Genomic DNA, 24,506 nt, shown 5'->3' with positions numbered 1-24,506 from the left:
CCTTCTCCTTTTTTAGTGGCCAAAGTAAAAAGAGCATGCTACAATGCTCTTCTTTAATGATTAGCCATTCCAAAGTAATAGAATCCTAGTTTCTCCACTTTCTCCTTATCAAGCATATTTCTCCCGTCAAAAATATAAGGCTGCTTCATTAACGTCTTCAGGCTCTGCCAATTTAAATTTTTATAATCATCCCAATCCGTGCAAATAACGAGCGCATCCGCACCGGCTACGGTCTCTTCAATTGTCAGAAATTGATGGGGTACTCCCATTTTCACAATCGGATCATGTGTCTTAATCGTTGCTTGTTCTTCTAGTAATTTATCAATCAAGATAAGGCTTGGTGACTCCCTAGTATCGTCTGTATTCGCTTTAAAGGATAACCCAAGCACGGCAATTGTTTTATTTTTCAAATCACTGCCGAGGGACTGTTTCATTTTTTCAATAAAATAAACCGGCTGTTCCGCATTAACCTTGACTACTGCTTCTAGAATGGATAAAGGATTTCCCAGTTCCTTAGCGGTTTGGATTAACGAATTGACATCCTTTGGAAAACAGGAGCCGCCGTAGCCCATTCCGGCTTTTAAGAAATGCGGATTAATCCGGTGGTCAAGTCCGATGCCATTCGAGATATCATTTACATTAATGGACAGTTTGTCACACACTCTTGCCAACTCATTGATATAGGAAATTTTCAAAGCGAGGAAAGAATTGGCCGCATACTTAATCATTTCAGAGGCTTTTGGGTGGGTTTCGACGATTGGGCAGTGGAAGTCTTTATATAATTCTCTCATGATGGTTCTGGCTGTTTCACTCGTTGTACCAATGACGATACGATCCGGATGGAGTGCATCCTCTAGAGCGGAGCCTTCGCGTAGGAACTCGGGGTTGGAGACAACATCGAATGGAATGGGGAAGGTTTGATTTTCTTGGATGACGCTTGTTACTAACTTAGCCGTCCCGACTGGTACAGTGCTTTTTGTAACAATAACCTTATACTGGTTGAGGTGCTGGCCAATCGATTTGGCGACCTTTTTTACATAGGTAAGATCGGCGCTGCCGTCAGGTGCTTGGGGGGTACCGACGCAAATGAATATCAGATCGTTGTCTTTAATGGCTGTTTCCGTATCGTTTGTAAAAGCAAGCTGATTGGTTTGAAGATGCTTTGTTAACAGTTCCTCCAGTCCCGGTTCATAGAAATATAAATTGCCAGCCCTTAATGCTTGGATTTTCTGCTCATCTAGATCAAGTCCTGTTACCTTGTGGCCCATTTCGCAAAAAATCAGTCCTGTTGTTGTTCCCACATATCCTGTTCCGATGATTAAAATTTTCACTGGGCCTTACCCCTCCTTTGAATCCCAAATATAATTAATGAGTTTGATATACTCAGACATCTTGGCAATATCAAAGCACTTGCCTTCAATTTCTAGCCCATAGCTTGTATAATCTTTTGCCATTGCTTTTATCGCATCGGTTAATTGAATTTCTCCACCAACATCCGGTTTCACGTTTTCAAGATAAGCGAAAATGGCTGGATTAAATACATACCGGCCAATAACAGCCAAATCCGATGGCGGGGATATTTGTGGTTTTTCAACAATATCCTTAATTTGAAATTGTGCGTTTTTTAATCGTTTTGGTTGAATGACTCCATAGTTTTTTAATTGGGTCGGGTCCATTTTTTTCACCCCAACGATATTTCCGTTTACCTCGGTGAACATATCGATTAACTGTTTTAACGGTTGTTTTTCATGGGAAAGAATAACTTCATCAGGAAGCATGACCGCAAAAGGTTCATTCCCAACAAATTGTTTACCAAGAAGGATGGCCTCCCCTAATCCACGTGCATAGGACTGCCGAACATACTGGATATGTACATTCGGAAGGCTGATTTCCTTTAATAGGTGTTTCTTATCTTTTTCTTCTAGATAGGTCTCCAATTCTACCGATCGATCGTAATAATCAAGAATCATATTCTTTGATCTAGATACGACAATAAGGATTTGCTCTATTCCTGAGCGAATCGCTTCCTCCACGATATAATCAAGCGCTGGTCTTCCGCAGATCGGCAGCATTTCTTTTGGCAAGACTTTCGTAATCGGCAAGGTTCTTGTACCATATCCTGCTGCAGGAATGATTGCTTTTCTTATCATATCTCTTCCCTCCTTGCGAACTAATATTAATTTATTCTAAAAAAGACGAAGGGGAAGGTTGTCCAATCGAAAAGGGCGCTAAAAATGGGGAGTTGTTCATTTTAAAAACGCAAGCCCCCGTTTAGCAAGCGACAGGACTGGTGCACTGCAAACTGAGGAAGAATATACTATTTTAGTTAGATAATCTCGCCTAGGTTATCAACAACATTATCAACATTTTTTTCAGGAATATCCACATAAAATGTTAGGATATCAACAGATTCCAGTTATTTATACACAGAAAATGTGTGTAACTATTGCTTATTTTTAAAAAACTTACCAGTAAATAATGTTATCCACATATCCCACAGGATTATCCACAAAATCAACAGATTTACCCACAAATCGCTTTCCTATATCCACATTTCCCATTACAATTATCCACAAAGGCTAATTACAAAAGACCTAGATTACTCTCTAGGTCTTTTGTAATTAGCTTTTTGATTATCCTCTATCTTCGCACGATCGTAACTATCCAAAATTTCCTTCAGTTCTCCTGTATCCCCTTTTGCATTAATGATCTCAAAAATTTGATTCAACCCTTCACTTGTTTCCTCTTCTTCATTTTTCAAAACAATGCCCCCTTTTATTCTATATAATAGCCATTTTCTTTAGAAATTATTTAACATTAGCAAGTTGCTAATATAACATTGCTCAATAGTTCACAAAATATTCACTCAACCACTTTTTTCCTATGATTTCAATCACTAGATTATTTTGCACAAGAGATAAGATGAAAGCGTAAACAATTTTCCATTATAGGGGATAAATGGAGGAGATTTGAATGGGGAAAATAGTAAAGTTTGCAGCAATTATCGTTTCTTTTGTCATGGTATTAAGTGCTTGCGGAAAGGATGATTTATCAAGAGAAAAAACAGTTAAAGCCAAAACAGACACCAGTGTGACAACTAAAGTTATCGGACCACATGAGCATATAAATCAAAAACCGACACCAATCAAAATAAATCGAATCGGTGCGCATGAAGTAAATGTGGAGATGACATCACAAATCACTGATATTGAAATTACCAAAGGAGAAATGTATAAAGCATGGACCTTTAACGGTGAGGCGCCCGGACCTGTAATTGTAGTGGACCAAGGTGATAAAATTAATTTTACCCTAACGAACATGGACCCAGCCATCCCGCACAGCATGGACTTTCATGCCGTACACGCTGCACCATCTAAAGATTTTGCCAATGTGATGCCGGAGGAAACAGGTAAATTTTCATATCCTGCCAACAACCCGGGCGTGTTTATGTACCACTGCGGAACAAAGCCTGTTCTTGCACATATTGCCAACGGAATGCACGGGATAATTATCGTCAAACCAACGGAAGGCTATCCAACCGATTCCAAAGTCGATCGTGAATTTGTCATCGTTCAAAATGAATGGTACAAATACAACGATATGAATGATTTTACAAATGGAAAACCGAAATATGTAGTTTTTTCATCTAAGGCTTTAAAAGAGGGGGATATCAACACAAATGGTACAGTTGGCGCACTTGTCGACAAACCACTACTGGCAAAAGTCGGTGACAAAGTGAGATTTTACATTAATAACGTTGGTCCAAATGAAGTCAGTAGCTTCCATGTTGTTGGAACTATGTTTGATGATGTCTATGTTGACGGAAACCCATTTAATCATATGAAGGGAATGCAAACAGTCTTACTTCCGGCGAGCGGCGGGGCAGTAGTTGAATTTACCGTCACTGAGGAAGGCAGCTATCCTTTTGTCACACACCAATTTAATCATGCGACAAAGGGCGCAGTCGGTGTGTTGAAAGTCACCAAAGACGGCCATGACGACGATAGCAAAACAATGTCACACTAATTAGAACAGCTGAAGCTCTATAGTTGTGAAGCTGCGAAAATAATAAATAACACATTTAAGCGTCGGTGTCAGGCACTCGACGCTTTTTGGCACCTTAGAATCACAAATAATGTCGAAACATTCCTGTCCACTCTGACAGTATTCTTCTTTTTTCCAATTTATTATTTGCTATCTTAAAGGAAAGAATCGATGATTAAACAATCAGAAGCAGAGCCTGGGTTATAGACCAAGCTCTTTTTACTTTAAGGCGAGAGGACTTACCAACGGCAGCCGATGTCAATGAACAATAGCCGCACGTAATTTGTTAATACCAAACTCCAAATATCCTTTTAGGCAGGTCAACATATAAACCCAGCCGCCTTTATTATCAAGCAAAATATTCATTAACTCATCATCATCTTCTCTAAAACCTTCTTCACGCACTTCAATGATTGTTCTCGAGCTGTCCATCTCATTCAGCGATATGGTGACAATATTTCCAGCCTCGCCTGCTTCGCCCCACCGGAATACGATTTTTTTATCGGTCTCGACTTCAAGTATTTCGATATCGGTTTGTGCATCGTATTCATCATATCTCAACGTAACGGTCGTGCCCTGCTCCCATCTTGCACTGGATGTGAACCAGAAATTCTTGATATGGGCAGGATCTGCGAAGGCTTCAAATACCACGTTCGCAGGCTTTTCAATTATTAATTTTGTCAGATTGTACATGTTTCATTCATCTCTCTTTTCAGTGACTTTTATATGCAATTTATTATACCTCCTTGTGTAAAAATAAAAACCTGTACCAATGATTATCGAGAAATCAAAGATACAGGCTTTTTTCAAAAAATATATATTTACTTACATTCTTAAGCCAAATTCAAGGGCTTTACTATTATGATAACTTGCTCTCACCATCAGCTTTGCTCGTAATTCTTCATCCAGGCAATCTTGTTGTAAAAGTGCATTGTGGCGATGTTGAATTAAATGATAATAATATTTACCCTTCATAAACATTTTCAACACAAAAAATCCTCCTCCATGGTCATCTACATAAATCGACGGAGTTATCGTGTTCGGTAACTGGCAAGCATCGTCGTTAAACCTTAGCCCCTTTAGTTTTGCGTCACCACTTTTCAATGGCTTTGCCGTTTCGTACGATTTATGTGTTTATAAAAAATATAAGCAACTAAATAATAAAATAAAAGTGCCTTTGTACCTAGACGGTGCTATTCAGTGATTGAATTCTTCCTTCTCTGCTTAAAAGCCAAGGATGACTGCCAATTCATACAATCAAATGTTTCGCTGAAACTTCCTAAGATTCATGCAAACGTTCATACATCCTTTATGGACAGATTTTAGAAAGACCGTTTTAAAGTCTTTAATCCTGTCCATGATGGTTACTGAAGTGAATTCTTAAAAGAAGGAAGTTAACCTATGTTAAAAATACGTTTTGTTTTTTTGTGTCTTATCGTGATTGCACTCTCTTTAACTGGATGCACAGGGAAATTTCACTTTATGCAAAACGAGGGGAAACTTGCCGATGATTCAGCTACTGATTCGGGAGGTCAGAAACAGAAGGCTACTATTCAAGAGGCTTCCTCCCCAGCGGGAATCCCCGTTCTAGTCAATAAGCAAAATAAACTTCCTGCTAGTTATCAGCCAAGTGATTTAATTTACCCTGACATCCCTTTTACGTTTAAACAGAGAACAGAAAAGCGGCAAATGAGAGCAAAAGCAGGAGCGGCGATTGAAAAATTATTTGCTGGTGCCAAACGACAGGGGGTAGATCTGTTAGGTGTTTCTGCTTACAGGTCTCACGCTGCACAGACTACATTGTTTAATTACTACGTCGATCTTGATGGATATGAGGCAGCAAGTGCTTACAGTGCTGCTCCGGGAACGAGCGAACATGAAACAGGACTGGCGATTGATGTAACCGGAGGAGATGGAACTTGTGCGGCAGAGGACTGCTTTGAAGGAACTAAAGAGGCAACCTGGCTCCAAAACCATGCAGCTGAGTATGGCTTTATTATCCGCTATCCAAAAGGCAAAGACTCCATCACCGGCTATCAATACGAACCTTGGCACCTACGGTTTGTCGGTAAGGACATCGCCAAAAAAATCATGAGCCGCGGAATTACCCTTGAAGAATACCTGAATACAACCGTTGTTAATAATTAGTATAATGTGGGTCTCCCTTTTTGGTGTCAGGCACCACATGGTTTCGGTGCCTGACACCGAAGTGTTTTCTAGCAAAAAAGATCCCTCGCTGCAGTTTGGTCGCAACGAGGGATCCTTTTTGGTTATTTTCCTTTGATCTCAAGCAGTTTTAGGCGAAGGTCGTTTTCCATCGTTGCCAGTTCTTGTTCTGCTTGGCGGCGCTTATGGCGTCCTTCTTCTTGAATTCGCATTGTTTCTTCGAGTGTTGTAATGAGGCTTTCCTGCGTTTTCTTTAAGGTTTCAATATCGACGATACCGCGCTCATTTTCTTTCGCTGTCTCGATCGTATTGGTTTTTAGCATTTCGGCATTTTTCAAAAGAAGTTCATTGGTTGTTTTCGAAACCTGCTTTTGGGCCTCGACGGCATGACGCTGACGAATTAATGTCAATGCTATCGCTACTTGATTCTTCCATAATGGAATGGCCGTCATAATCGATGATTGAATTTTTTCCACAAGCGCTTGATTCGTATTTTGAATCAGGCGAATCTGCGGAGCACTTTGGATGGTAATTTCCCGGCTTAATTTTAAATCATGGAGCCGCTTATCCAGCCGGTCCGCAAACTGAATCATATCGTTGACTTCTTGGAACTTCATTTGGTCATTGGTCACTTCCGCTGCCCTTTTTAGCTGCGGAATGATCTTCTCTTGCATTTCTTCCAGCTTAATCTCCCCAGCGGCAATATAGACATTAAGGGCATGAAAGTATTCTTTATTGGTCTCATACAGCTGTTCTAACAACTTAATATCAGACATTAGGACATTTTTACTGCGGTCAAGTTTTACGCTGATCCGGTCGATTTGAGCGCCTGTTTTTTGATATTTTGATAGCACTTCTTGAATGGAACCGGAAATTTTGCCAAACATACGAGCAAATAAGGATGGCTTCCCATCCTTCAAATCGTCCGGATTCACTTCATCCAAGCGCTTCATTAAATCACTAATGATTTGCCCGATTTCACCTACATCTTGTTTCTGCACATGCTCTAGCATCGTATGGGAGAAAGACAGCAGCTTACCTTGGGCTTGGGTACCGTATTGAATCATCGATTGATGGTTTGTCGGATCGATTTGCTCGGCAATCTGATACGCCTTTGCACGATGTTCTTCCGGTATGACATCAATTAATTTAACCGGTTTCGCCTCACCTGTATGCGTGACTGGTTTTTTAGCAAGCTCAAGCTTATCCCCAAACGGGTCGGAGAGAATATCATCTAATAAATCGCCTGTTTTATTGGGTTGGACTGGGTTGTTTTCATTCATTTTAGCCACCTATTTTCTTCCGGAAATTTAGCGTTCTTTTGCTTATTGAGGGTATGTTTTGCGACGTCAATTTCAAAATTCAAGTGATCGATATCATCTGAAATCACTTTATATAAATCCTCTTCCACTACCTTGGTTAGTTCATTAAGTGTATGGCGAGTTTCAATCAGGGATTGGCCCATTTCCATGTTCTTTTTCGGCTGCGAGGATAAGAAGCTATATTTTTCGGTAAGTTCAACGATTGAATCTAAATGTGAAAAATAAAACTGTTCAGCCTGGTAAAATCGCTTCGGCTCTTTTGTTGTCATCTTGTGTATCTTTTTTGTGATTCTAAGAAGATCTAATCTTTGTTTTACCGATGAAATATCACGAATGGTAAAAAGGTTTTTATTCAAGCGATTGATTTTCTGTTTCGCTTCATTTAGATTTTTTCGAATGTATCGGTATTCTTTTCTTGAGATCTGATGCTTTTTTAAAAAGCTAGTGTTCATCACAATAGAAAGGATGAAATGGATAAGAATCCCTGCAGTTACTGCTATTCCAGTCGCCGTCCAAAAAGTCTGGTCCATAGGAAAATAGCTAATTAGCCAAGTTAACACCGTTACTGGGACGGCTACAAAAGAGCGAAGAAGAAACGACAAAATCGGGTTCATTATAATCGACTCCTGACTTAAGACATCTTTATATTACTACGAATGAATTCAATGGAATGTTTCATTTCACTCAAAATATATACCAAATAGAAAATTATTTCCATTTAATACTTCAACAATACACGAAAAAACTCCTGCCCGCCATAGACCTCAAACGGAAAGAATTCTAGGTCTAGAGACGTATTTTTCATTTGCGATGGTGCGATAACCCCAATTAATTGGACTCTGCCCAAGAGTAATTTAATCACATGCATAGGATGGTTACGATCGTGAGGAGAGAGGAGAATATTATGTATAATCCTTATTATATGCCCGTGGAGTATCAAACTGGATTAAATCCACATTATGATAGTAGACAATTCCAAGGTGGTCAACAACATCATGGCGGGGGGCAATTTCATGGTGGGGCGGAACATTTTGGCGGGCCGCATCATCATGGTGGACCGCAGCATCATGGTGGGTCACAGAATCATGGTGGATCACAGAATCAAGGCGGGCCGCAGTATCATGGCGGGATGCAGAATCATGGTGGGTCACAGAATCATGGCGGGCCGCAGTATCATGGCGGGATGCAGCATCATGGTGGACCGCAGCATCATGATGGACATTCAGGATTTAACCTTGGATCATTGGGGTCTAGCTTGCTTGGGCTTGGCTTAGGTTATTTAGGAGGCGCTGCGCTAGGAAACGGACCGAATCCTAACGGATATGGCGGATTCCCAGGTTACGGCGGGTTCAGCGGATACGGTGGTGGACCTGTTCAAGGTTACAACCCATATGGGGCAGGACTTGGTGGAGGCTTAGGCTATCCTCCTGTCGGCGGTCCAGGATACCCTGGATTCGGCCCAAATATGAACATGTACGGACAGCAGCTCCAACCACCCCCAGGTATAAGCGGTTACGGCTCATGGTCTCCAAGCGAATATGGACTTCCAAATCCAAATTTAGGCTTGCCTAGATAAAGATGCATGGTGTCAGGCACCGCTCGTGGACAGTTCGCATCCTTTGTACGCAGGGGATGGACAGTATAAAGAGAGCAAGACCACAATGTGATTTGAGGTCTTGCTCTTTGTCTGGGATGATCATTAATTTCCTGTCAGCCCCAAGGAATAGAATATTGTAGGTTGTTAACGCCCCAATCGACTCCTTCGATCCGATTTTGGTCGTCAATAGCCCCTATTGACAACCAAAATTGCTCTTTTTTCTCTTTTCGGTCATCAATACCCTCTATTGGCTACCTAATGGACTCCTTTTCTCCCATTACGGTCGTCAACAACCTGAATTACTGCTATAAACACATAAATCAAACTACTACATAATAAATCTCACGAGCTTCAACTTACTTCTCATAAAGCTCAATCGGGAGCCCATCAGGATCCGGGAAAAAGGAGAATTTCTTGTTGGTGACGGGGTCCACTCGGATGTCTTCCACCTTCACTTGATGGTTTTTCATATATTCTACCGCTTCTTCGACATCATCTACTTCAAACGCAAGATGTCTTAAACCAGCTGCTTCAGGATAGTTTGGCCGAACAGCAGGATTTGGAAACGAAAACAACTCAATCTGGTATTGACCATTCACTTCCAAATCAAGCTTATAGGAATCTCTTTCCGTGCGATAAACTTCATTAATAGGTGTCAATCCTAAGATTCGAACATAAAAATCCTTCGATTTTTGATAATCCGAACAAATCACCGCAATATGATGGATTTTATTAATTTTCATCTAACTATATCTCCTAAAAAGGTTATTTCTCAACCCCAAAGTCCGCTGGCCGTTCCCCATTTTCAAAGTGGTGGAGAATGGCTTTGACGATTCGTTCGGAGGCGTAACCATCTCCGTATGGATTGGAGGCGTGAGCCATTTTGTCATGTGCTACTTGATCTGACAACAGTTCATCTGCTAACCGGAAGATGGTTTCTTCATCGGTTCCAGCCAGTTTTAAGGTACCTGCTTCAATTCCTTCCGGGCGCTCGGTGGTCTCACGTAAAACTAATACCGGTACACCCAAAGACGGCGCCTCTTCCTGTACACCACCAGAATCAGTCAAAATCAGATAGGCCCTTGAGGCAAAGTTATGGAAGTCAATCACATCCAAAGGCTCAATTAGATGAATTCTCTCGTTATCCCCCAGCACTCGTTTGGCAATTTCACGAACCACCGGATTCATATGGACGGGATAAACCACCTGCACATCGGCATGTTGGTCGACCACACGGCAAATCGCTCGGAACATATTTTCCATGGGTTCCCCTGTGTTTTCCCTGCGATGGGCCGTCATAAGAATTAACCGGTCATTTCCGAGTCTGTCTAATACAGGATGAGAATAATTGGCTCGAACCGTTGTTTTTAGCGCATCAATGGCCGTATTTCCAGTGATATAAATCGCCTCTTCCCGCTTATTTTCCACCAAAAGATTGTGCTTCGATTGAACCGTTGGTGAGAAATGAAGATCGGCCAAGACCCCTGTCAACTGTCGGTTCATTTCCTCAGGGTACGGCGAATATTTATTATGAGTCCGTAGCCCAGCCTCGACATGTCCAATCGGAATCGAGTGATAAAAAGCCGCTAAACTTGCCACAAATGTGGTTGTCGTATCACCGTGGACCAGCACAATATCTGGTTTGACATCTGCAAGAACTTGATTGAGTCCGTCTAAGCTGCGCGTCGTAACATCCAGCAGAGATTGCCGTTCCTTCATTATATTTAAGTCATAATCAGGCGTAATTTCAAAAATATGCAGCACTTGGTCAAGCATTTCACGGTGCTGCGCCGTCACCGTCACAATCGGCTTAATTTTATCAGGATATTTCTCTAATTCTTTTACCAAGGGTGCCATCTTTATTGCTTCCGGTCTTGTTCCAAACACCGTCATTACCTTCAATCGATTCTCCATAAAGGCCTCCAACTATATCTTCAGTTCGATATCATATTCATTCACTAAACATGATACCAAAGATTACCCATTTTTGAAAAAAGCAATCCTCTCCATTTGTCATGGAAATTCCTCAAATACCCATGACACCTTGCAATTATCTAAAAATTTTTGATGTACAATATTACTTTTTTCCCAGGGGCGAATATATTGCAGAGTATATTTTTACAATATCCTTCGTAGGAGTGAATTTATTTTGAAAAAAAGGGCCCTTTTTACCATACCTATCAGCTTGCTACTTATTGCAGTAATGGTGGCTTCGATTTTCCTCATCAATCTCAAACCAGCTGCTGGGAAAATTACTCAAGCACAAAAACTGGCGGAATACTCTAAGCCTGCAGTCGTTCGGATCGTCGATTATACTGTTGTGAAGTGGCAATTTAATAATCCCAATGATCCTGAAGTCATTGCCATATTGGAGCAGCTAAATAACCAATCTGTTGTAGGCGGCTCAGGCTCAGGGGCCATTATTAGCTCTAACGGTTATATTGTCACCAATGCTCATGTTGTGGAAGCGACTCAAAAGGAAGATGAAGATATTGCCAACGCCGCGTTTGAACAACTAGTAACGATCATCGCAGACTATTTTAAGGCAGACTATAAAACAGCCTACAATTATATGGTCCAATATACACAATACACGGACATCCAGAAGGTGCTGAAAGTAGTTTTACCTGGCGGGGATGTACTGGATGGAGAGGTTAAAAGCTATGGGGCCCCTATTAATGAAGGAAAAGATGTCGCTGTCCTAAAAATTGAAGGGAAAAACCTGCCGACCTTACCGCTTGGAGATTCGGATAATATCCAAAATCAAGATAATGTTTGGGTTAGTGGCTACCCTGCTGCCGCCGATTCAGACCTATTATCACCCGATTCATCCTTAGTTTCTTCAATGAATGCAGGTCAAATTTCGGCAACCTCCAAAAAGACGGAACAAGGAAGCCCGGTCATTCAAATTAATGCGGCGGCCACACACGGCAATAGCGGTGGACCAGTCATCAATGCAAAGGGCGAGATCATTGGCTTACTCACGTTTAGGGGCGACACAGTCAACGGTCAAGAAGTCCAAGGGTTCAACTTTGCCGTGCCTGTTAATACCGTGAAAGAATTTGTCAACCAAGCCGGTGCTAAAAATGCGAAGAGTGATACAGATAAACTTTATCAGGAAGGACTTAACCTATACTGGGGCGGCTATTATAAGCATGCTTTAGAAAAATTCGAGGCCGTTCAGCGCATCTATCCAAATCATTCTGAAATCAAACAATTTATTGCAAACTCTGAGAAGAAGATGGGCAGCAGTAAAACGCTCTGGTCCGATTATGCCACTATTTTCTATATCGTGGATGGTGTTGCCGGATTGCTGATTCTTGTTCTCCTATTATTCACGTTTGCCTTTAGACCGAAACAACAAGCAGTTGCTGCGGCACCGGTTACTCCAACCCCAACTCCGGTAAACCCGCCGCCAACTGTACCTGAAAACACCTTAACCGATCTAAATAACGACGGAAAAATCGACGTTCAAGATATCCTCCTCGCCCTCCAAGAGGCACAGAAAAAACAGAAAAAAGATGGGGAATAGTGTGAACGGGTTCCGTAAACTGTCGCAAACATTAAAAATGTAATACAAAATGACCTTCAAATTGTATCTAAAGTTGGAGGTCATTTTTTGTTTATAAGGCATTTCAATAAAATAGTACAATTTGTCTATTAAAATGTGGGGGTACAATAGCCAGTGTACCTCAGCAGAATATACTACATTTTTACTTACAAATTGGGATACAGAAGAAAGTCTCTGTTATAACTGAATTTTGAATTCACTTTATATGAAAAATAAACGGAAAATTTCCGGTTAAATTGGGTAATACCTATATTTCCTTTAGAATAAGGGAAGTTTTTCCGGTTATATTATCCTAATCCTTGGATTTTGTCTTATTAAGAGCAGATAACCGGAATATCTCCGCTTATATCTGCTTCTTAAGCTTCCTCTTTATACAATAGCCGGAAATTCTCCGCCTATGAATTCTCATACCTACACGAAATCGATACGGAGAAGGTGAAAATGATTTGCAATATCGTAATTCATATGATGAACTAGCAATTATTAGCAAAAATAGCAAGGGAATAAACCCTCTATATTTCTAATGTTTCTTTAATCTCTCTAGACTTACATATTGTCCTACATTTTATAGTGCAAAAAGGATTACATTTAGGTTTGCATTTTCCAATGCAAATTGACACGTTTTGCCATAGGAAACCGAACCCGTTAGAATAATGTGGTGCTCTTTATCTGGTGCCTGACACCAAACCACCAAATCTTTTACACCTCATTTAACTCAATGGCTTCCCAGATACTTTGGTCTGTTATGGTGGGACTGGCTTGGAGGTCGGAGATGGTGCGGGCGAGACGGATGATTTTGATTTGGGTGCGATTGCTCCAACTGTTTTTAATGGCTAGTCTCTGTAATGTGGAATGTTGCGTGTCCGTCAGCGGGCTTTTGCTTAATAGGATTTCGTATGGGATTCTGCTATTGCAAACCTCCATGCCATAACGATTATATTGCCTCTTCCTTGCTTCCTCCACTCTCTCCCTGACAATTATTGAGGCCTCTCCTTCCTTTTCATGTGCTGCTGCATTAATATCAATGGGCCTAAGGGAAAGATTAATATCAAACCGATCTCGAAGCGGACCGGAAAGCCTATTTTGATAGGCAAGAATTTGTTTTTTTGAACAGGTACAATAATGTGTAGTTGACCCTGCATGGCCACATGGGCAAGGATTCATCGCCGCGATCAAAATAAAGGATGCTGGATAGGTAATCGTTGCATGGGTTCGACTTATCATGATTAAGCCACTTTCTAATGGTTGCCGCAGCATATCTAATGTTTTTTTCGAAAATTCCCCGATTTCATCAAGAAACAATACACCATGATGGGCTAACGATATTTCGCCTGGCTTTGGGTATTGTCCTCCACCAATAATTGATACACCTGAAGCGGAGTGGTGAGGATTTCGATAGGGTGGCATATTCGAGTGAGGAAAGGAATTTTGACTCAGTTGATAAAGGCTGATAACCTCTAGCAACGACTCTTTTGTTAACGCTGGTAAGATGGACGGAAAACTTTCAGCTAACATACTTTTCCCACAACCAGGTGGTCCGGTCAGTAAGACATGGTGTTTGCCAGCAGCTGCTACTTCTAACGCATGTTTCGCTTCTTGATGACCAATAATCTGTTTCAAATCCAAATATTCAATGCTGCGGAATTTCTCATCCCTTTCTTCTTTATAAATCGGAGGAACCCATTGACCGGAAAGATGTCCAATTGCCTCCTGCAAACTAGAAACATAGATGATTTCCAATGGCTTAAGATCTAATACTGGCAATTCCTCGTCAAAGGGCATATAAAGCCTTTGAATCCCCAGCCTTTTTGCCGCTAGTACGGCTGGGAGCATCCCTTCGACAGGCTGAATCGATCCATCCAACGATAATGATCCTAGAAAACCAGTATTCTCGGGCACGATTACCTCCAGTTCATGCAAACTTTGCAGAACTGCAATTGCCATCGGAAAATCAAACATAGATCCGTATTTTTTTTGATCCGCCGGTGATAGATTAATAATAACTTTTTGGCCCGATAGGTGATATCCTAAGGTTCGAAGTGCCGCAATGATCCGCTCCTTTGATTCTTTCACAGCAGCATCGGGCAACCCGACAATTTTAAACGAATCATTTCCAACGTACGAGCCAACCTCAACATGCATCCGATATCCTTCCATTCCTTTTAATCCGATACTGGTTACTTTAGCCCACATGTCTCTTCCTTCCTTTCAAGCATGTTAAGTTTTCCATCCTCCCAGTAAAATTTGTCGGTTGGTAATGATTTTATATAATTTTCATAGTGTTGTGTTGATGGGTCAGGGAAATAGGAAAGAAGGGTTTTTGGAGCAATCAGAGGGATACTTTCCCCATAGACAAAGGCTCGGTAGCTGCTCCAGGGATAATCCTCAGGATTTGCCACCATTCCAGCTGATACGGGATTTAGGTGAATATATTTACTAACGTCGATCTCATATTCGGAGGAATTGAGAAGCTCGTCTCCGTATCGTTTTTCGAATACATGCCCGGAGAAATTGTATTTTCTATTAAAATACTTGGCAAATTTGGTGTTGAGATGTTTCATGATAAGACTCAATGGGGTATCTTTCGTTTCGATCTGTAAGTGGGTATGATTGGACATTAAGCAGTAGGTGTGGAGGATGAAGGGATAACGTTCTTTTGTTTCTTTAACTAAAGCAAGGTACTTCTCAAAATCATCATCATCGAAAAAAAGTGGACTTTTCCGAATACCTCTACTTGTAACATGATACTTTGCACCTTGAAACCAAGTCCGAACACTGCGAACCATTGCATTCACTCCTTATTTTGTTATGGGATTAAAAATTCAAATGGGGGATTGATGCAGAAAAATGAGGGATCAGAAGCAGGCATTCCCCAAAAGACAGGAACAGAAGAATAAACTACTAAAGATACATTTCGACATCCTCTCTAAGAATCCTCTATACTTCATCAAAATTCTCCTAAAATCCATAAATTTTAGCACTATCATTCGTCTCCCCTGGAGGGACAAATGTCCGCGAGTGGTGCCTGACACCATTAATGACACCAATATCTAAAAAATATGCATAAAAAGTCCCAAATTGTAATATTTATTTTGTAGGGTATTAAATTTCTTACGTTTGATTTGGGGGGATGTCTCTGAAAACGGTAAGAGTTATTCAATGGCTGGTAGGTGCATTACTTCTGGTCTATGGTATTTATCTTATTTTTGGAGTGCAGGAGTTCTTTGGAACCTTAGCAATTATCGCTGCCTTTTTCATCTTCCCAAGTTTAAGAAATGGAAGAAAAAGTTCCTATAGCCATGATTATGTACATGATTACGAAAGTGATTCAGACGACCCTGTTGACGGCGGGGGTTCCGATGGGGGCGGTGATTCAGGTGGAGACTCAGGTGGTGGCGGGGATTAAAGCTAACGATGAACACATTAAAATCACCCTTGCCAATAGTGACAAGGGTGTTCTTTTTAAATTCCTGTAATCCCAGAAAAAGCAGGTTGGAGGTCATCAGAATAAGCTACTTATTTTTTGTGAGAAAGTACAGAAACCAAACCGCATGATTTTGTTCATCTGCAGCCGCTCTTCGAAAAGCCTCTTTAATCGTTGGATCAGAAGCACCATCAGCGACTTCCAGATAAAAATCCACTGTATTTTGCTCATCCTCTAAGGCAAACTCCAATCCAGCTAAGTAAACATCTGGGCATTCCTCACTGAGTTTTGGTTGTTGGGGCTTTCTCCTAGTTAGCTTCGTATAGATCTGTTCAAATTGTTGATAGTGCTTTATTTCATCTTGGCGAATTTCAAGAATCCGACTTTTCTCCTTCTCATTATGAGCCAAATTTGCTAATTGGCTATAACAATTTATAGCATTGTACTCTCCACTCATTGCTTTTTCCACTTCTCGTATCAATTTATTATTTTGTCTATATAAGGCATCGTAGTAATTTGTGTAAGGATACATCGTAAAACCTCCCGTTGATTCTCATGTATATCCTACGTATAACGGGGTTCCCGGGTGCATACTATTCTGTACTTTTCAATAAAACCATTATGAAAATATCAATAATGGTGCCTGACACCGTTTAGTAACCTTCACTTTTAGATAGAATAAAATAATAAAACGGAGGTTTCAGCATGAAAAAGAAGTTATTAGTTTTAGCTGCAATCATTGGATTACTCCTGAGCGGCTGTTCCCTGTTAAATGATGCGAAAGATACGCTCACATATGCCAATGAGGCGAAGAACTATTTAGACAAGGCGACGGCATTTGCAAATGATGCTCCCTCAATTGCGCAACAAGCAGTTGGCAACAAGCAAGCCGCAGCTGAACTCAAAACGATGCTCCAGGATATGAAACAAGAAATCTCTACCTTTAACAAACTTCAAGCTCCTGAAATAGCGGTCGATTTACACCAGCAACTGGTGGACCAAAACAACAAACTAACTGCTGGAATTGACCTGTACTTAAAAAATTATAAAAATGGAGTTCTCGACCCTTCTGTCCTTGAAAATACCGAAATATTTCAAAGCGTCCAGGAAATCAGCAGCATCCTCGATCAAATAAAACAGCTTGGGCAGTAATAAATCTAACTTCAATCATTGGATAAAAAAGACCGCTTAAACTGTCGTCTAAGCGGTCTTTTTTTGGTGTCTGACACCTATTTTACCTTGATTAAGCACAAATTACTTTTATTCCCTGCACTATCTTTGAGATAGATAGTTAATGATGCTTTACTTTTCTGTTTTGGGATTTTAATATAGGTTTTTCCAGTTTTCATGCTGATGGTTCCTTTTCCTATCAGCTTTCCACCCCTATAGATATAAACCTTGGATCCCTTTTCCCCTTTAACGAGGACCTTTGTTGTTTTATTAGTAACTTTTGTAACGTTTGGTTTCGTCGGCGCAAGTTTATCCTTTACCTTATAACTGAATACTGGACTTTTATTGCCTGCACCGTCTACCACATAGAAGGATAGCTTCGTACCTGCCTTTTGTGAAGTTACTTTCAACGTTACTTTTCCACTACTAGGAATTTTTGCAGAGGCTAGTTTTTTCGAGCCCCTATAAACATATGCTGTAGATTCAGCTTCTCCTACCACCGAAATCGATTTTGATTTATTGGAAATTTCACCAGTCTTCGGTTTTTTAGGAGGATTCTTTTTCGCAACACTGACGGTCGCTGCTTTTCCTTGATTACCAGCAAAGTCTTTTAAAAAGACCGCAAGTTTGGTCCCTTGCTTCTGCTTGGTAATCGGAATAGTTGATTTACCTTTACTGTCTAGTTTGCCTACAGCTAGCCTTTTAGCTCCAAGATAAACATATGCTGTACTGTTTTTCTCACCTGTTACTGTGATGTTGGATGCAGCATTAGTTATTTGCTCAACTGCAGGTTCAGCCGGTGGCAGACCTGTCTTTACAAAATAACTTTGTTTTTTACTTTCCTTCCCAAACGTGTTCATTTGCGTGACTACAATCGCAGTTTCAGCTGGCCAGTATCCTACGTCTACACTGAAGGTTCCGTTTTCCTTCACTGTTGAAAAATAATATTTCAGACTATTACTTGTGCTGATTTTTACCATTACTGCATTTCCTGGATTCCCTTGACCTGTTACGTACCGTTCATCATTAACAGCACGCTGAACCACAGCCTTTTCTGGTTCTGGCGCTTCTTGAACTATAAAGTCTACGGGTTTACTTGCGACCCCGTTGTGCCAGTTGAAAAAACGGACCTGTTTACCTTTTTCAAATTGATAATACCTAGGATCAAGGAATGTGTTATCACTATTAATGATAGGAACTTCCCCTTCATGGAGCTTGCTTGCGGTTCTTTTAATATGTGTTCTAAAAAGCAAATCCTGCTCGATAATCGAATTACCTTTCGGATCTCTTCTCCACTCAAAACCCATTATGCTTCCTTGCCAGCGGAAGTTGCCCGAATGTATCATAGTACCCGATAAAATCGAGAGACCATCGTATAGAGTCGAGAAATCCATTTTTGGCCTACTTGCAAGATAGGAATCATTAACAGTGGAATTGTCTACCTTGAGGGTATCGGTTGTTTCTAAAAAATAAACCACCCAGCCCGATGAATTATAACCAACCCCAATGTAATTAAATTTCTCGTTTAACAATTTCGCTCTTTTACTAGAATCATTCATCCACTCTTCGACGGCAATCGAAGGATAGGTTTCATGGTATTCTCGGTATTCAACTATCTCTTCAGCGGATTGATAGTTGATATTATCATAGAATTCTTCGAGCAGCTCTGGTAATGTATCCATGACTGTGACACCATCTACAGCAAAAGTTTTTGCTTTATAGTTAGCAATTTCATTTAGAGGTGCTGCCATTTTAAGAGCAGGTTGGCCCGCTTTTTCTCTCTCTGTATTAATCGTTTGAACCATTAGTTTGCTATACTCTTTTTGCGCGTTCCTAGTGGCAGTACTATCCTCAGCTGCAACTTGAAAGCTAGTAAAACTAAAAGTTATTAAAGTAAGAAAAACTCCTAGTATTCCTATAACGATTGTCTGTTTCCTATTGCAATGTCCCATATGTTCCTCCTATCAAATGCATATTCCTCAACTATTATAATATTTCTATAACCTAAAGAAAATAGGGGATGGAAACCCTCAAGGTATATGGATTTCCCAAACTTACTAATCTTGCGGAGCCTTAAACAAGATTAAATCCCATGTTTTATCATCAATGTAACGAAAGGTGATTCGATAATCGTTTTTTTGATACACGAGCGACTTCCCCGTTTTCTTTCCTTCGGTGGGGGTCCCCATTTTCGCAAGTAATTCTTCTCGAGTTATCCCAATCTCAATGTGAAACAGGTAAAGTGTTTTTAGTTCCTCTTCATCTATTACAATTCGGCGATTCTTTATCGTATAGACATAGGTATGGATATCCTCATGATCATGCATTTCCTCATATTTTCCCCAAACTTTTTCGACATCCGCTAAGCGGATTTTTTTATCCAACCGGAGTGGAGTTCCAACTAGAATCCCCTTCTCCATCCCTTGGATGGTTTCATTATTTAAAACGACAACATTGTCCTTTGCCGTATTGGTGTTAGGAATTTCTTTCTTACAGGCTGTCATTAATGCAATCAATAAAATTAATAACCCTATCATTCTCCAAATCTTCATAAAAAATCCCCTCTCAATCACATATAAAAATAGCTTATCATATTTGTTCCTAACAACGAATTTGATGTTATGATAGTAGCATTATTAGAAATCACATAAAACAAAGCAACGAATCATGTCCACTCCAAGAGTACAAATGTCCACGTTCGGTGCCTGACACCAACTTCAGCAGCTATCTTCATAATTCAAATGAATCGAGAAAGGAGATTAACTAGGCTATGGCTTCTTTTATTGATGAACGAGAAGGTGTTTTTCACGCCGTTTGTCCGCTGGATTGTCCGGATCAGTGCGGCTTACTTCTGCATAAAGAAAACGGGAGGATTATCAAGGTGGATGGCGACCCGCAGCATCCGGTTACCAAAGGGCATATCTGTAACAAAGTCCGGAATATGACGGAACGGATTTATGATGAAAATCGTCTCACCTATCCGTTGAAACGTACGGGGCCCAAAGGCGAGGGTAAATTTGAACGAATCAGTTGGGAAGAAGCAATCCAAACGATTACCTCCCGCTGGAAGGAGCTGATTGAATCCGACGGTCCGGAGAGCATTCTTCCCTATAGCTTTTATGGAAACATGGGCCGGCTTAATGCGGAGGGCATGGACCGCCGGTTTTTCCATCGCCTCGGGGCATCCCGGTTAGATCAAACCATTTGTTCATCCGCTGGTTCGGAAGGCTATAAATATACGATGGGCGGCAGTCTCGGAATCGACCCTGAAGATACGATTCATTCGAAATTATTCATTTTTTGGGGGATTAATGCGGCGAGCACTAACATGCATCAAATCGCCCTTGCTCAAAAAGCCCGCAAACAAAATGGCGCGAAAATTATCGTCATTGATGTTCACAAAAATCAAACCGGTAGATTAGCAGATTGGTTTATTCCAATTTTACCTGGAACCGACAGTGCGCTTGCTTTAGGGATGATGCACATCTTATTTTCCGAAAATCGAGTCAATCGGGACTTTTTACAAAAATATACGGTTGGCCACGACGAACTGCGTGAACATGTCGTCCAGTATGACCCTCACAGGGTTTCTGCTATCACGGGTGTACCGGTCGAAGATATCTATAAGCTGGCACGGATGTACGGTGAAACGTCGCCTGCTTTTATTCGGATTGGCAACGGACCCCAGCATCACGATAATGGCGGAATGTTCGTCCGAACCGTTTCCTGCCTTCCGGCTCTCACCGGCCAATGGCTTGTCAAGGGCGGTGGTGCGATCAAAGGAAATTCGGCTTATCTAGCTTCAAATACTGCAAACCTGCAGCGACCGGATCTATTGGAAAATAAACAAACCCGCGTGATTAACATGAACTTACTCGGCGACACTTTGCTCACGCTAGATCCACCTGTGAAGTCACTCTATGTATACGGCTCAAACCCTGCTGTAGTTGCACCGGAATCTAACAAGGTCAGAAATGGCCTCGCACGTGAGGATTTATTTACCGTAGTCCATGATTTATTTTTAACAGAAACAGCCAAATATGCAGATATTGTCCTGCCATCGACATCCTCCTTCGAAAATACAGACATCTACACATCGTATTGGCATCATTACATTCAACTACAGCAGCCGGTCATTGAACCGTATGTCGAGTCCAAGTCCAATCTCGATGTGTTCAAGCTGCTCGCAAGGGGAATGGGTTTCGCTGAATCGGTTTTTGAAGAGACAGAAGCGGAAATGATTACACAAGCCTTAAACAATCCTCGCAATCCGTATTTAGATGGAATTAATTACGAAGCTTTAATGGAGCAGCATTTTATGAAAGCAAAGGTGAAACCTATTTTCCCTGGGAACCTGCCAACCCCTAGCGGAAAAATCGAATTACTTTCACAGAAAATGCTAGAGGACGGCTATCCCTCGTTGCCAACGTATATACCTTTAGTAAACGACGGCGATCATCCGTATCAGTTTGTTCCAGGCCCCAATCATCATTTCTTAAATTCTACTTTTTCCAACAATCAAAAGCATATCAGCTTGGAAAAGGAGCTAAGAGTGTATATGAATCTCCAAGATGCATGGAAGGCGGCGATTGAAGATGGAGATATGGTTCGAGTCTGGAACCAGCGCGGGGAATGTATGTTAAAGGCGACGGTTGGGGAAAATGTCCTTCCTGGAGTGGTAGCCACACAAGGTCTATGGGCGGATTCCGGGGACACAAAACAGCTAGTTAACACCCTCACCCCCGACCGAATTGCCGATATGGGCGGCGGGGCGACCTTCTTCTCAGGACGAGTAAGTATTGAGAAAATATAAATAGTGCCTGACACCAATGGGTGTCAGGCATTCGTTTTACTTGCTTTATACCCGTGCCCAATCATCTCATGGACGGTATGGACGGTAACATAGGCGTTTCCATCTACTTCATTAATAATACTTTTCAGCTGGACGATTTCTTGCTTATTGATAACGATATACAGGACTTCTCTGTTCTGTCCTGTGTAGCCGCCGCGGCCATCTAGGACAGTCAACCCACGCGACATCCGGCTAGTGATATTGTCCAGGACCTTTTCAGGGCAACTGGAAATAATCATCACCGCTACCTTTTCGTCCAAACCTTCCACGATGAAATCAATCGCTTTCGCTCCGATAAACACAATCAATAGCGTATACATCGATTTTTCCAAGCCGATGATGAAAATCGAGCCAATCACTACTAAAATATCAATGATCAGCATTCCCTTGCCAATGCTCCAGCCTAGCAACTGATTCGCTAATCTTGCTAAAATCGTCGACCCACCCGAGGTTCCTCCCGTCCGGAAAATCAATCCCAGCCCGACACCTACAAGCAAACCAGCGAAAATCGCAGCTAAAAATGTATCATCGGTTAATCGATGACCGATATCCTCGGTTAAAAATAAAAACAACGAGCAAGCTGCAATTGAAATCAGCGTATAGATAAATGTTCTTTTTTCAAAAAATTTATAACCCACCGCTAACAGAGCAACATTCAAGACAAAATTCACGACACCCGGCGACCAATCAAACAAATAGTGGGTAATAATCGTAATCCCTAAAATACCGCCCTCTGAGAGATGGTTCGGGATTGTAAAATAATTGACACCCACCGCAAAAATAAGCGCCCCTATAAAAATATAGATAATATCTTTTACCGTTTTCTTCATTATTAATCCATCCTTTTATTGCAATTCATTCACTGAAAAATCTAGCGCCACTCTGTTCTCAATTTCTGCAATCAATTCAGTCAGTTCCTCAAACGAAATCGGCTCACTAATAAAATAACCTTGGATTAAATCACAGTCGAGTTTCACCCATTCCGCAAACTGGGTGTGGTCTTCAATTCCTTCTATAATAACCTGTAGTTCCAAGTTATGAGCCATCTGAATAATTGGCGTTATAACACCCTTATGTTTGTTATTTTTCAAAAGGCTAAACACGAAATCACGGTCCAGCTTTATAAAATCAATCGGCAGCTTAATAAAGTCTGAAAACGAGAAGTATCCATTTCCGAAGTCATCTAAGGCGATCGTGAATCCCATTTCTTTTAAAAAGTGCAGTTTCTCATTTACCTTTTTAACCGTGTATATCTCAATATTCTCGGTAATCTCCAAAGTAATTTGTGCTGCTTGGATCGAGTACCGCTTTAGAATATTCGAGATATCCAAGATAAGAGAATCCAGTAGGAGTTGATTCACAGACAAGTTAATCGAATATTTCAGGCTCCTGTCCTTCATGCTCGACATCTTTTGACAGACCTCTTCAAATACCCAGAAAAACAGACCGTTTAGCATGCCAGCTTCGTCCGCATAGCTGATAAATTCCCCCGGGGGAACTTCACCTAAACTTGGATGGCTCCAACGGATTAGCGCTTCTGCACCATTGATAGCCCGCTCTTTTAAAAAATATTGTGGCTGATAGTGAACATAAAGCTCCCCTTTTTTGAGCGCATAGGGAAGATCATTTTCGATGATCACTTTCCGGTAAGCGGTTTGATTTAAATTCCCTTTATAAAAAGAAAAGCGATTTTCTCCCAGCTCTTGGGCATCATACATTTGCATCTTTGCCATGGTCTTGAGTTCATCCGGTTCTTCGGAGCCATAGGGGTACATGCAAATCCCCATACTGCTGCCAATCGTAAAATTATGAAAATCAATCGGATACGGAGCTGATATGGAATGAATAATCCGTTCACAGATCACTTTGCAGTCATGCTCGGTAATATCAGCAATTACGATCATAAAATCTGTGGAATTGACCTTGATTACAGTATCAATATCTCGCAACGAGCCTTGCAATCTTGCCGAAATTTTATTGAGGAGAATTATTTCGCTATCATTATCTTTAGGATGTGAGAGTTCTGACGGCAAGAATATACGCAAATAACCTACCGCACTTGACATTTGATATCTCTTACTGAAGGCTAAGGTTAAGTCGAGCCGTTCTATTAATAATTGAATACTCGAAACCTTATCGTAATGATTTTCTTCACGTTCCGTACTTTTCCCATCCATAAAAAGGACCCCTTAGCAAATTTAATAACCTAATCTTAACGTACTAGATAGGAACCATCAAATTCCAAATATTATCCATAGAAAAAAATTCTTCTCTACCCAGTTGTCCCCCATTCCAAATAATCATCGTAAAAAAAAGTAACCCTCTACAACGAGAGGGTTAACTTAGAACATTTGCTTTTG

The 24,506-nt window shown here is 41.0% G+C and carries 24 protein-coding genes and 1 riboswitch; of the genes, 7 read left to right on the top strand and 17 right to left on the bottom strand.

Annotated elements, in window-relative coordinates; genetic code table 11:
• Window positions 1–53: 53 nt before the first annotated feature.
• From RCG22_RS18480 to RCG22_RS18470, 3 genes are all read right to left on the bottom strand, one after another.
• A complete protein-coding gene (locus RCG22_RS18480; RefSeq protein WP_308104133.1) occupies window positions 54–1,331 on the bottom strand; it encodes a UDP-glucose dehydrogenase family protein in 1,278 nt (425 codons plus the stop codon).
• A 6-nt stretch (window positions 1,332–1,337) separates the two neighbouring features.
• Complete coding sequence (locus RCG22_RS18475; protein WP_308104132.1) at window positions 1,338–2,150, bottom strand: UTP--glucose-1-phosphate uridylyltransferase; 813 nt, start codon at window positions 2,148–2,150, stop codon at window positions 1,338–1,340.
• A gap of 449 nt (window positions 2,151–2,599) precedes the next feature.
• Window positions 2,600–2,761: a hypothetical protein gene (locus tag RCG22_RS18470; RefSeq protein ID WP_308104131.1), complete on the bottom strand. Its 162-nt coding sequence runs from the start codon at window positions 2,759–2,761 to the stop codon at window positions 2,600–2,602.
• 212 nt (window positions 2,762–2,973) lie between these two features.
• Between RCG22_RS18470 and RCG22_RS18465 the strand changes: the two genes are divergently transcribed.
• Complete coding sequence (locus RCG22_RS18465; RefSeq protein WP_308104129.1) at window positions 2,974–4,026, top strand: multicopper oxidase domain-containing protein; 1,053 nt, start codon at window positions 2,974–2,976, stop codon at window positions 4,024–4,026.
• A 276-nt stretch (window positions 4,027–4,302) separates the two neighbouring features.
• On the opposite strand, the gene RCG22_RS18460 is transcribed toward RCG22_RS18465, so the two are convergent.
• Together RCG22_RS18460 and RCG22_RS18455 are read right to left on the bottom strand one after the other, a co-directional pair.
• Window positions 4,303–4,737 (bottom strand): SRPBCC family protein, encoded by a 435-nt coding sequence (locus RCG22_RS18460; RefSeq protein WP_308104128.1) that lies wholly within the window; start codon window positions 4,735–4,737, stop codon window positions 4,303–4,305.
• 132 nt (window positions 4,738–4,869) lie between these two features.
• Window positions 4,870–5,034 carry a hypothetical protein gene (locus RCG22_RS18455; protein WP_166257048.1) on the bottom strand — a complete coding sequence of 55 codons (165 nt, stop codon included), beginning with the start codon at window positions 5,032–5,034 and terminating at the stop codon, window positions 4,870–4,872.
• 49 nt (window positions 5,035–5,083) lie between these two features.
• A riboswitch (cyclic di-GMP riboswitch) is annotated at window positions 5,084–5,168 on the bottom strand.
• A 286-nt stretch (window positions 5,169–5,454) separates the two neighbouring features.
• On the opposite strand from RCG22_RS18455, the gene RCG22_RS18450 reads away from it, so the two are divergent.
• A complete protein-coding gene (locus RCG22_RS18450) occupies window positions 5,455–6,192 on the top strand; it encodes a M15 family metallopeptidase (RefSeq protein WP_374049480.1) in 738 nt (245 codons plus the stop codon).
• Window positions 6,193–6,314: 122 nt separating this feature from the next.
• On the opposite strand, the gene RCG22_RS18445 is transcribed toward RCG22_RS18450, so the two are convergent.
• The 3 genes from RCG22_RS18445 to RCG22_RS18435 all read right to left on the bottom strand — a co-directional run bounded on the left by RCG22_RS18445 (window position 6,315) and on the right by RCG22_RS18435 (window position 8,400).
• Window positions 6,315–7,493, bottom strand: coding sequence for a toxic anion resistance protein (locus RCG22_RS18445; protein WP_308104125.1), 1,179 nt, complete (start codon window positions 7,491–7,493; stop codon window positions 6,315–6,317).
• Complete coding sequence (locus tag RCG22_RS18440; RefSeq protein ID WP_308104124.1) at window positions 7,490–8,146, bottom strand: 5-bromo-4-chloroindolyl phosphate hydrolysis family protein; 657 nt, start codon at window positions 8,144–8,146, stop codon at window positions 7,490–7,492. The genes RCG22_RS18445 and RCG22_RS18440 overlap by 4 nt, the downstream gene beginning before the upstream one ends.
• A gap of 104 nt (window positions 8,147–8,250) precedes the next feature.
• Window positions 8,251–8,400, bottom strand: a complete 150-nt coding sequence (locus RCG22_RS18435; protein ID WP_308104123.1) for a hypothetical protein — start codon at window positions 8,398–8,400, stop codon at window positions 8,251–8,253.
• Between the two features lie 36 nt (window positions 8,401–8,436).
• On the opposite strand from RCG22_RS18435, the gene RCG22_RS18430 reads away from it, so the two are divergent.
• Window positions 8,437–9,108, top strand: coding sequence for a hypothetical protein (locus tag RCG22_RS18430; RefSeq protein WP_308104122.1), 672 nt, complete (start codon window positions 8,437–8,439; stop codon window positions 9,106–9,108).
• A gap of 377 nt (window positions 9,109–9,485) precedes the next feature.
• Here the strand turns inward: RCG22_RS18430 and gloA2 are convergent, their stop codons facing one another.
• Together gloA2 and wecB are read right to left on the bottom strand one after the other, a co-directional pair.
• The gene (gene gloA2 / locus RCG22_RS18425) at window positions 9,486–9,872 is read right to left on the bottom strand and encodes an SMU1112c/YaeR family gloxylase I-like metalloprotein (RefSeq protein WP_308104121.1); all 387 of its coding nucleotides are present in this window, start codon (window positions 9,870–9,872) and stop codon (window positions 9,486–9,488) included.
• Between the two features lie 22 nt (window positions 9,873–9,894).
• Complete coding sequence (wecB, locus tag RCG22_RS18420; RefSeq protein WP_308104120.1) at window positions 9,895–11,043, bottom strand: non-hydrolyzing UDP-N-acetylglucosamine 2-epimerase; 1,149 nt, start codon at window positions 11,041–11,043, stop codon at window positions 9,895–9,897.
• Window positions 11,044–11,278: 235 nt separating this feature from the next.
• Here wecB and RCG22_RS18415 point away from each other — a divergent pair, with 235 nt between their 5' ends.
• Window positions 11,279–12,661, top strand: a complete 1,383-nt coding sequence (locus tag RCG22_RS18415) for a S1C family serine protease (protein ID WP_308104119.1) — start codon at window positions 11,279–11,281, stop codon at window positions 12,659–12,661.
• A gap of 738 nt (window positions 12,662–13,399) precedes the next feature.
• Here the strand turns inward: RCG22_RS18415 and RCG22_RS18410 are convergent.
• On the bottom strand, window positions 13,400–14,893 hold the full coding sequence (locus RCG22_RS18410; protein ID WP_308104118.1) for a YifB family Mg chelatase-like AAA ATPase: 1,494 nt from the start codon (window positions 14,891–14,893) through the stop codon (window positions 13,400–13,402).
• Window positions 14,878–15,486 carry a transposase gene (locus RCG22_RS18405; protein WP_308104117.1) on the bottom strand — a complete coding sequence of 203 codons (609 nt, stop codon included), beginning with the start codon at window positions 15,484–15,486 and terminating at the stop codon, window positions 14,878–14,880. Before RCG22_RS18405 ends, RCG22_RS18410 begins: the two co-directional genes overlap by 16 nt.
• 344 nt (window positions 15,487–15,830) lie before the next feature.
• Between RCG22_RS18405 and RCG22_RS18400 the strand changes: the two genes are divergently transcribed.
• Window positions 15,831–16,106: a hypothetical protein gene (locus tag RCG22_RS18400; RefSeq protein ID WP_308104116.1), complete on the top strand. Its 276-nt coding sequence runs from the start codon at window positions 15,831–15,833 to the stop codon at window positions 16,104–16,106.
• Between the two features lie 106 nt (window positions 16,107–16,212).
• Here the strand turns inward: RCG22_RS18400 and RCG22_RS18395 are convergent, their stop codons facing one another.
• Entirely contained in the window at window positions 16,213–16,656 is a 444-nt protein-coding gene (locus RCG22_RS18395; protein WP_098263295.1) for a ferritin-like domain-containing protein, read from the bottom strand.
• Between the two features lie 173 nt (window positions 16,657–16,829).
• On the opposite strand from RCG22_RS18395, the gene RCG22_RS18390 reads away from it, so the two are divergent.
• Window positions 16,830–17,276, top strand: coding sequence for a DUF6376 family protein (locus RCG22_RS18390; RefSeq protein ID WP_308104115.1), 447 nt, complete (start codon window positions 16,830–16,832; stop codon window positions 17,274–17,276).
• 77 nt (window positions 17,277–17,353) lie between these two features.
• Here the strand turns inward: RCG22_RS18390 and RCG22_RS18385 are convergent, their stop codons facing one another.
• Together RCG22_RS18385 and RCG22_RS18380 are read right to left on the bottom strand one after the other, a co-directional pair.
• Window positions 17,354–19,246 carry an Ig-like domain-containing protein gene (locus RCG22_RS18385; protein WP_308104114.1) on the bottom strand — a complete coding sequence of 631 codons (1,893 nt, stop codon included), beginning with the start codon at window positions 19,244–19,246 and terminating at the stop codon, window positions 17,354–17,356.
• A gap of 105 nt (window positions 19,247–19,351) precedes the next feature.
• On the bottom strand, window positions 19,352–19,846 hold the full coding sequence (locus tag RCG22_RS18380) for a hypothetical protein (RefSeq protein ID WP_308104113.1): 495 nt from the start codon (window positions 19,844–19,846) through the stop codon (window positions 19,352–19,354).
• A gap of 218 nt (window positions 19,847–20,064) precedes the next feature.
• Between RCG22_RS18380 and RCG22_RS18375 the strand changes: the two genes are divergently transcribed.
• Window positions 20,065–22,107: a molybdopterin-dependent oxidoreductase gene (locus RCG22_RS18375; protein ID WP_308104112.1), complete on the top strand. Its 2,043-nt coding sequence runs from the start codon at window positions 20,065–20,067 to the stop codon at window positions 22,105–22,107.
• Window positions 22,108–22,130: 23 nt separating this feature from the next.
• Here RCG22_RS18375 and RCG22_RS18370 read toward each other — a convergent pair whose 3' ends face one another.
• Both RCG22_RS18370 and RCG22_RS18365 read right to left on the bottom strand, forming a co-directional pair.
• The gene (locus RCG22_RS18370) at window positions 22,131–22,979 is read right to left on the bottom strand and encodes a YitT family protein (RefSeq protein ID WP_308107201.1); all 849 of its coding nucleotides are present in this window, start codon (window positions 22,977–22,979) and stop codon (window positions 22,131–22,133) included.
• 12 nt (window positions 22,980–22,991) lie between these two features.
• Window positions 22,992–24,323 (bottom strand): putative bifunctional diguanylate cyclase/phosphodiesterase, encoded by a 1,332-nt coding sequence (locus RCG22_RS18365; protein WP_308104111.1) that lies wholly within the window; start codon window positions 24,321–24,323, stop codon window positions 22,992–22,994.
• Window positions 24,324–24,506 lie beyond the last annotated feature (183 nt).

It is taken from the genome of Neobacillus nitrireducens (assembly GCF_030915405.1).
Lineage (GTDB): Bacteria > Bacillota > Bacilli > Bacillales > Cytobacillaceae > Neobacillus.
The sequence above is the reverse complement of the archived record's forward strand: the minus strand, read 5'-3'. Positions and strand labels throughout refer to the sequence as shown.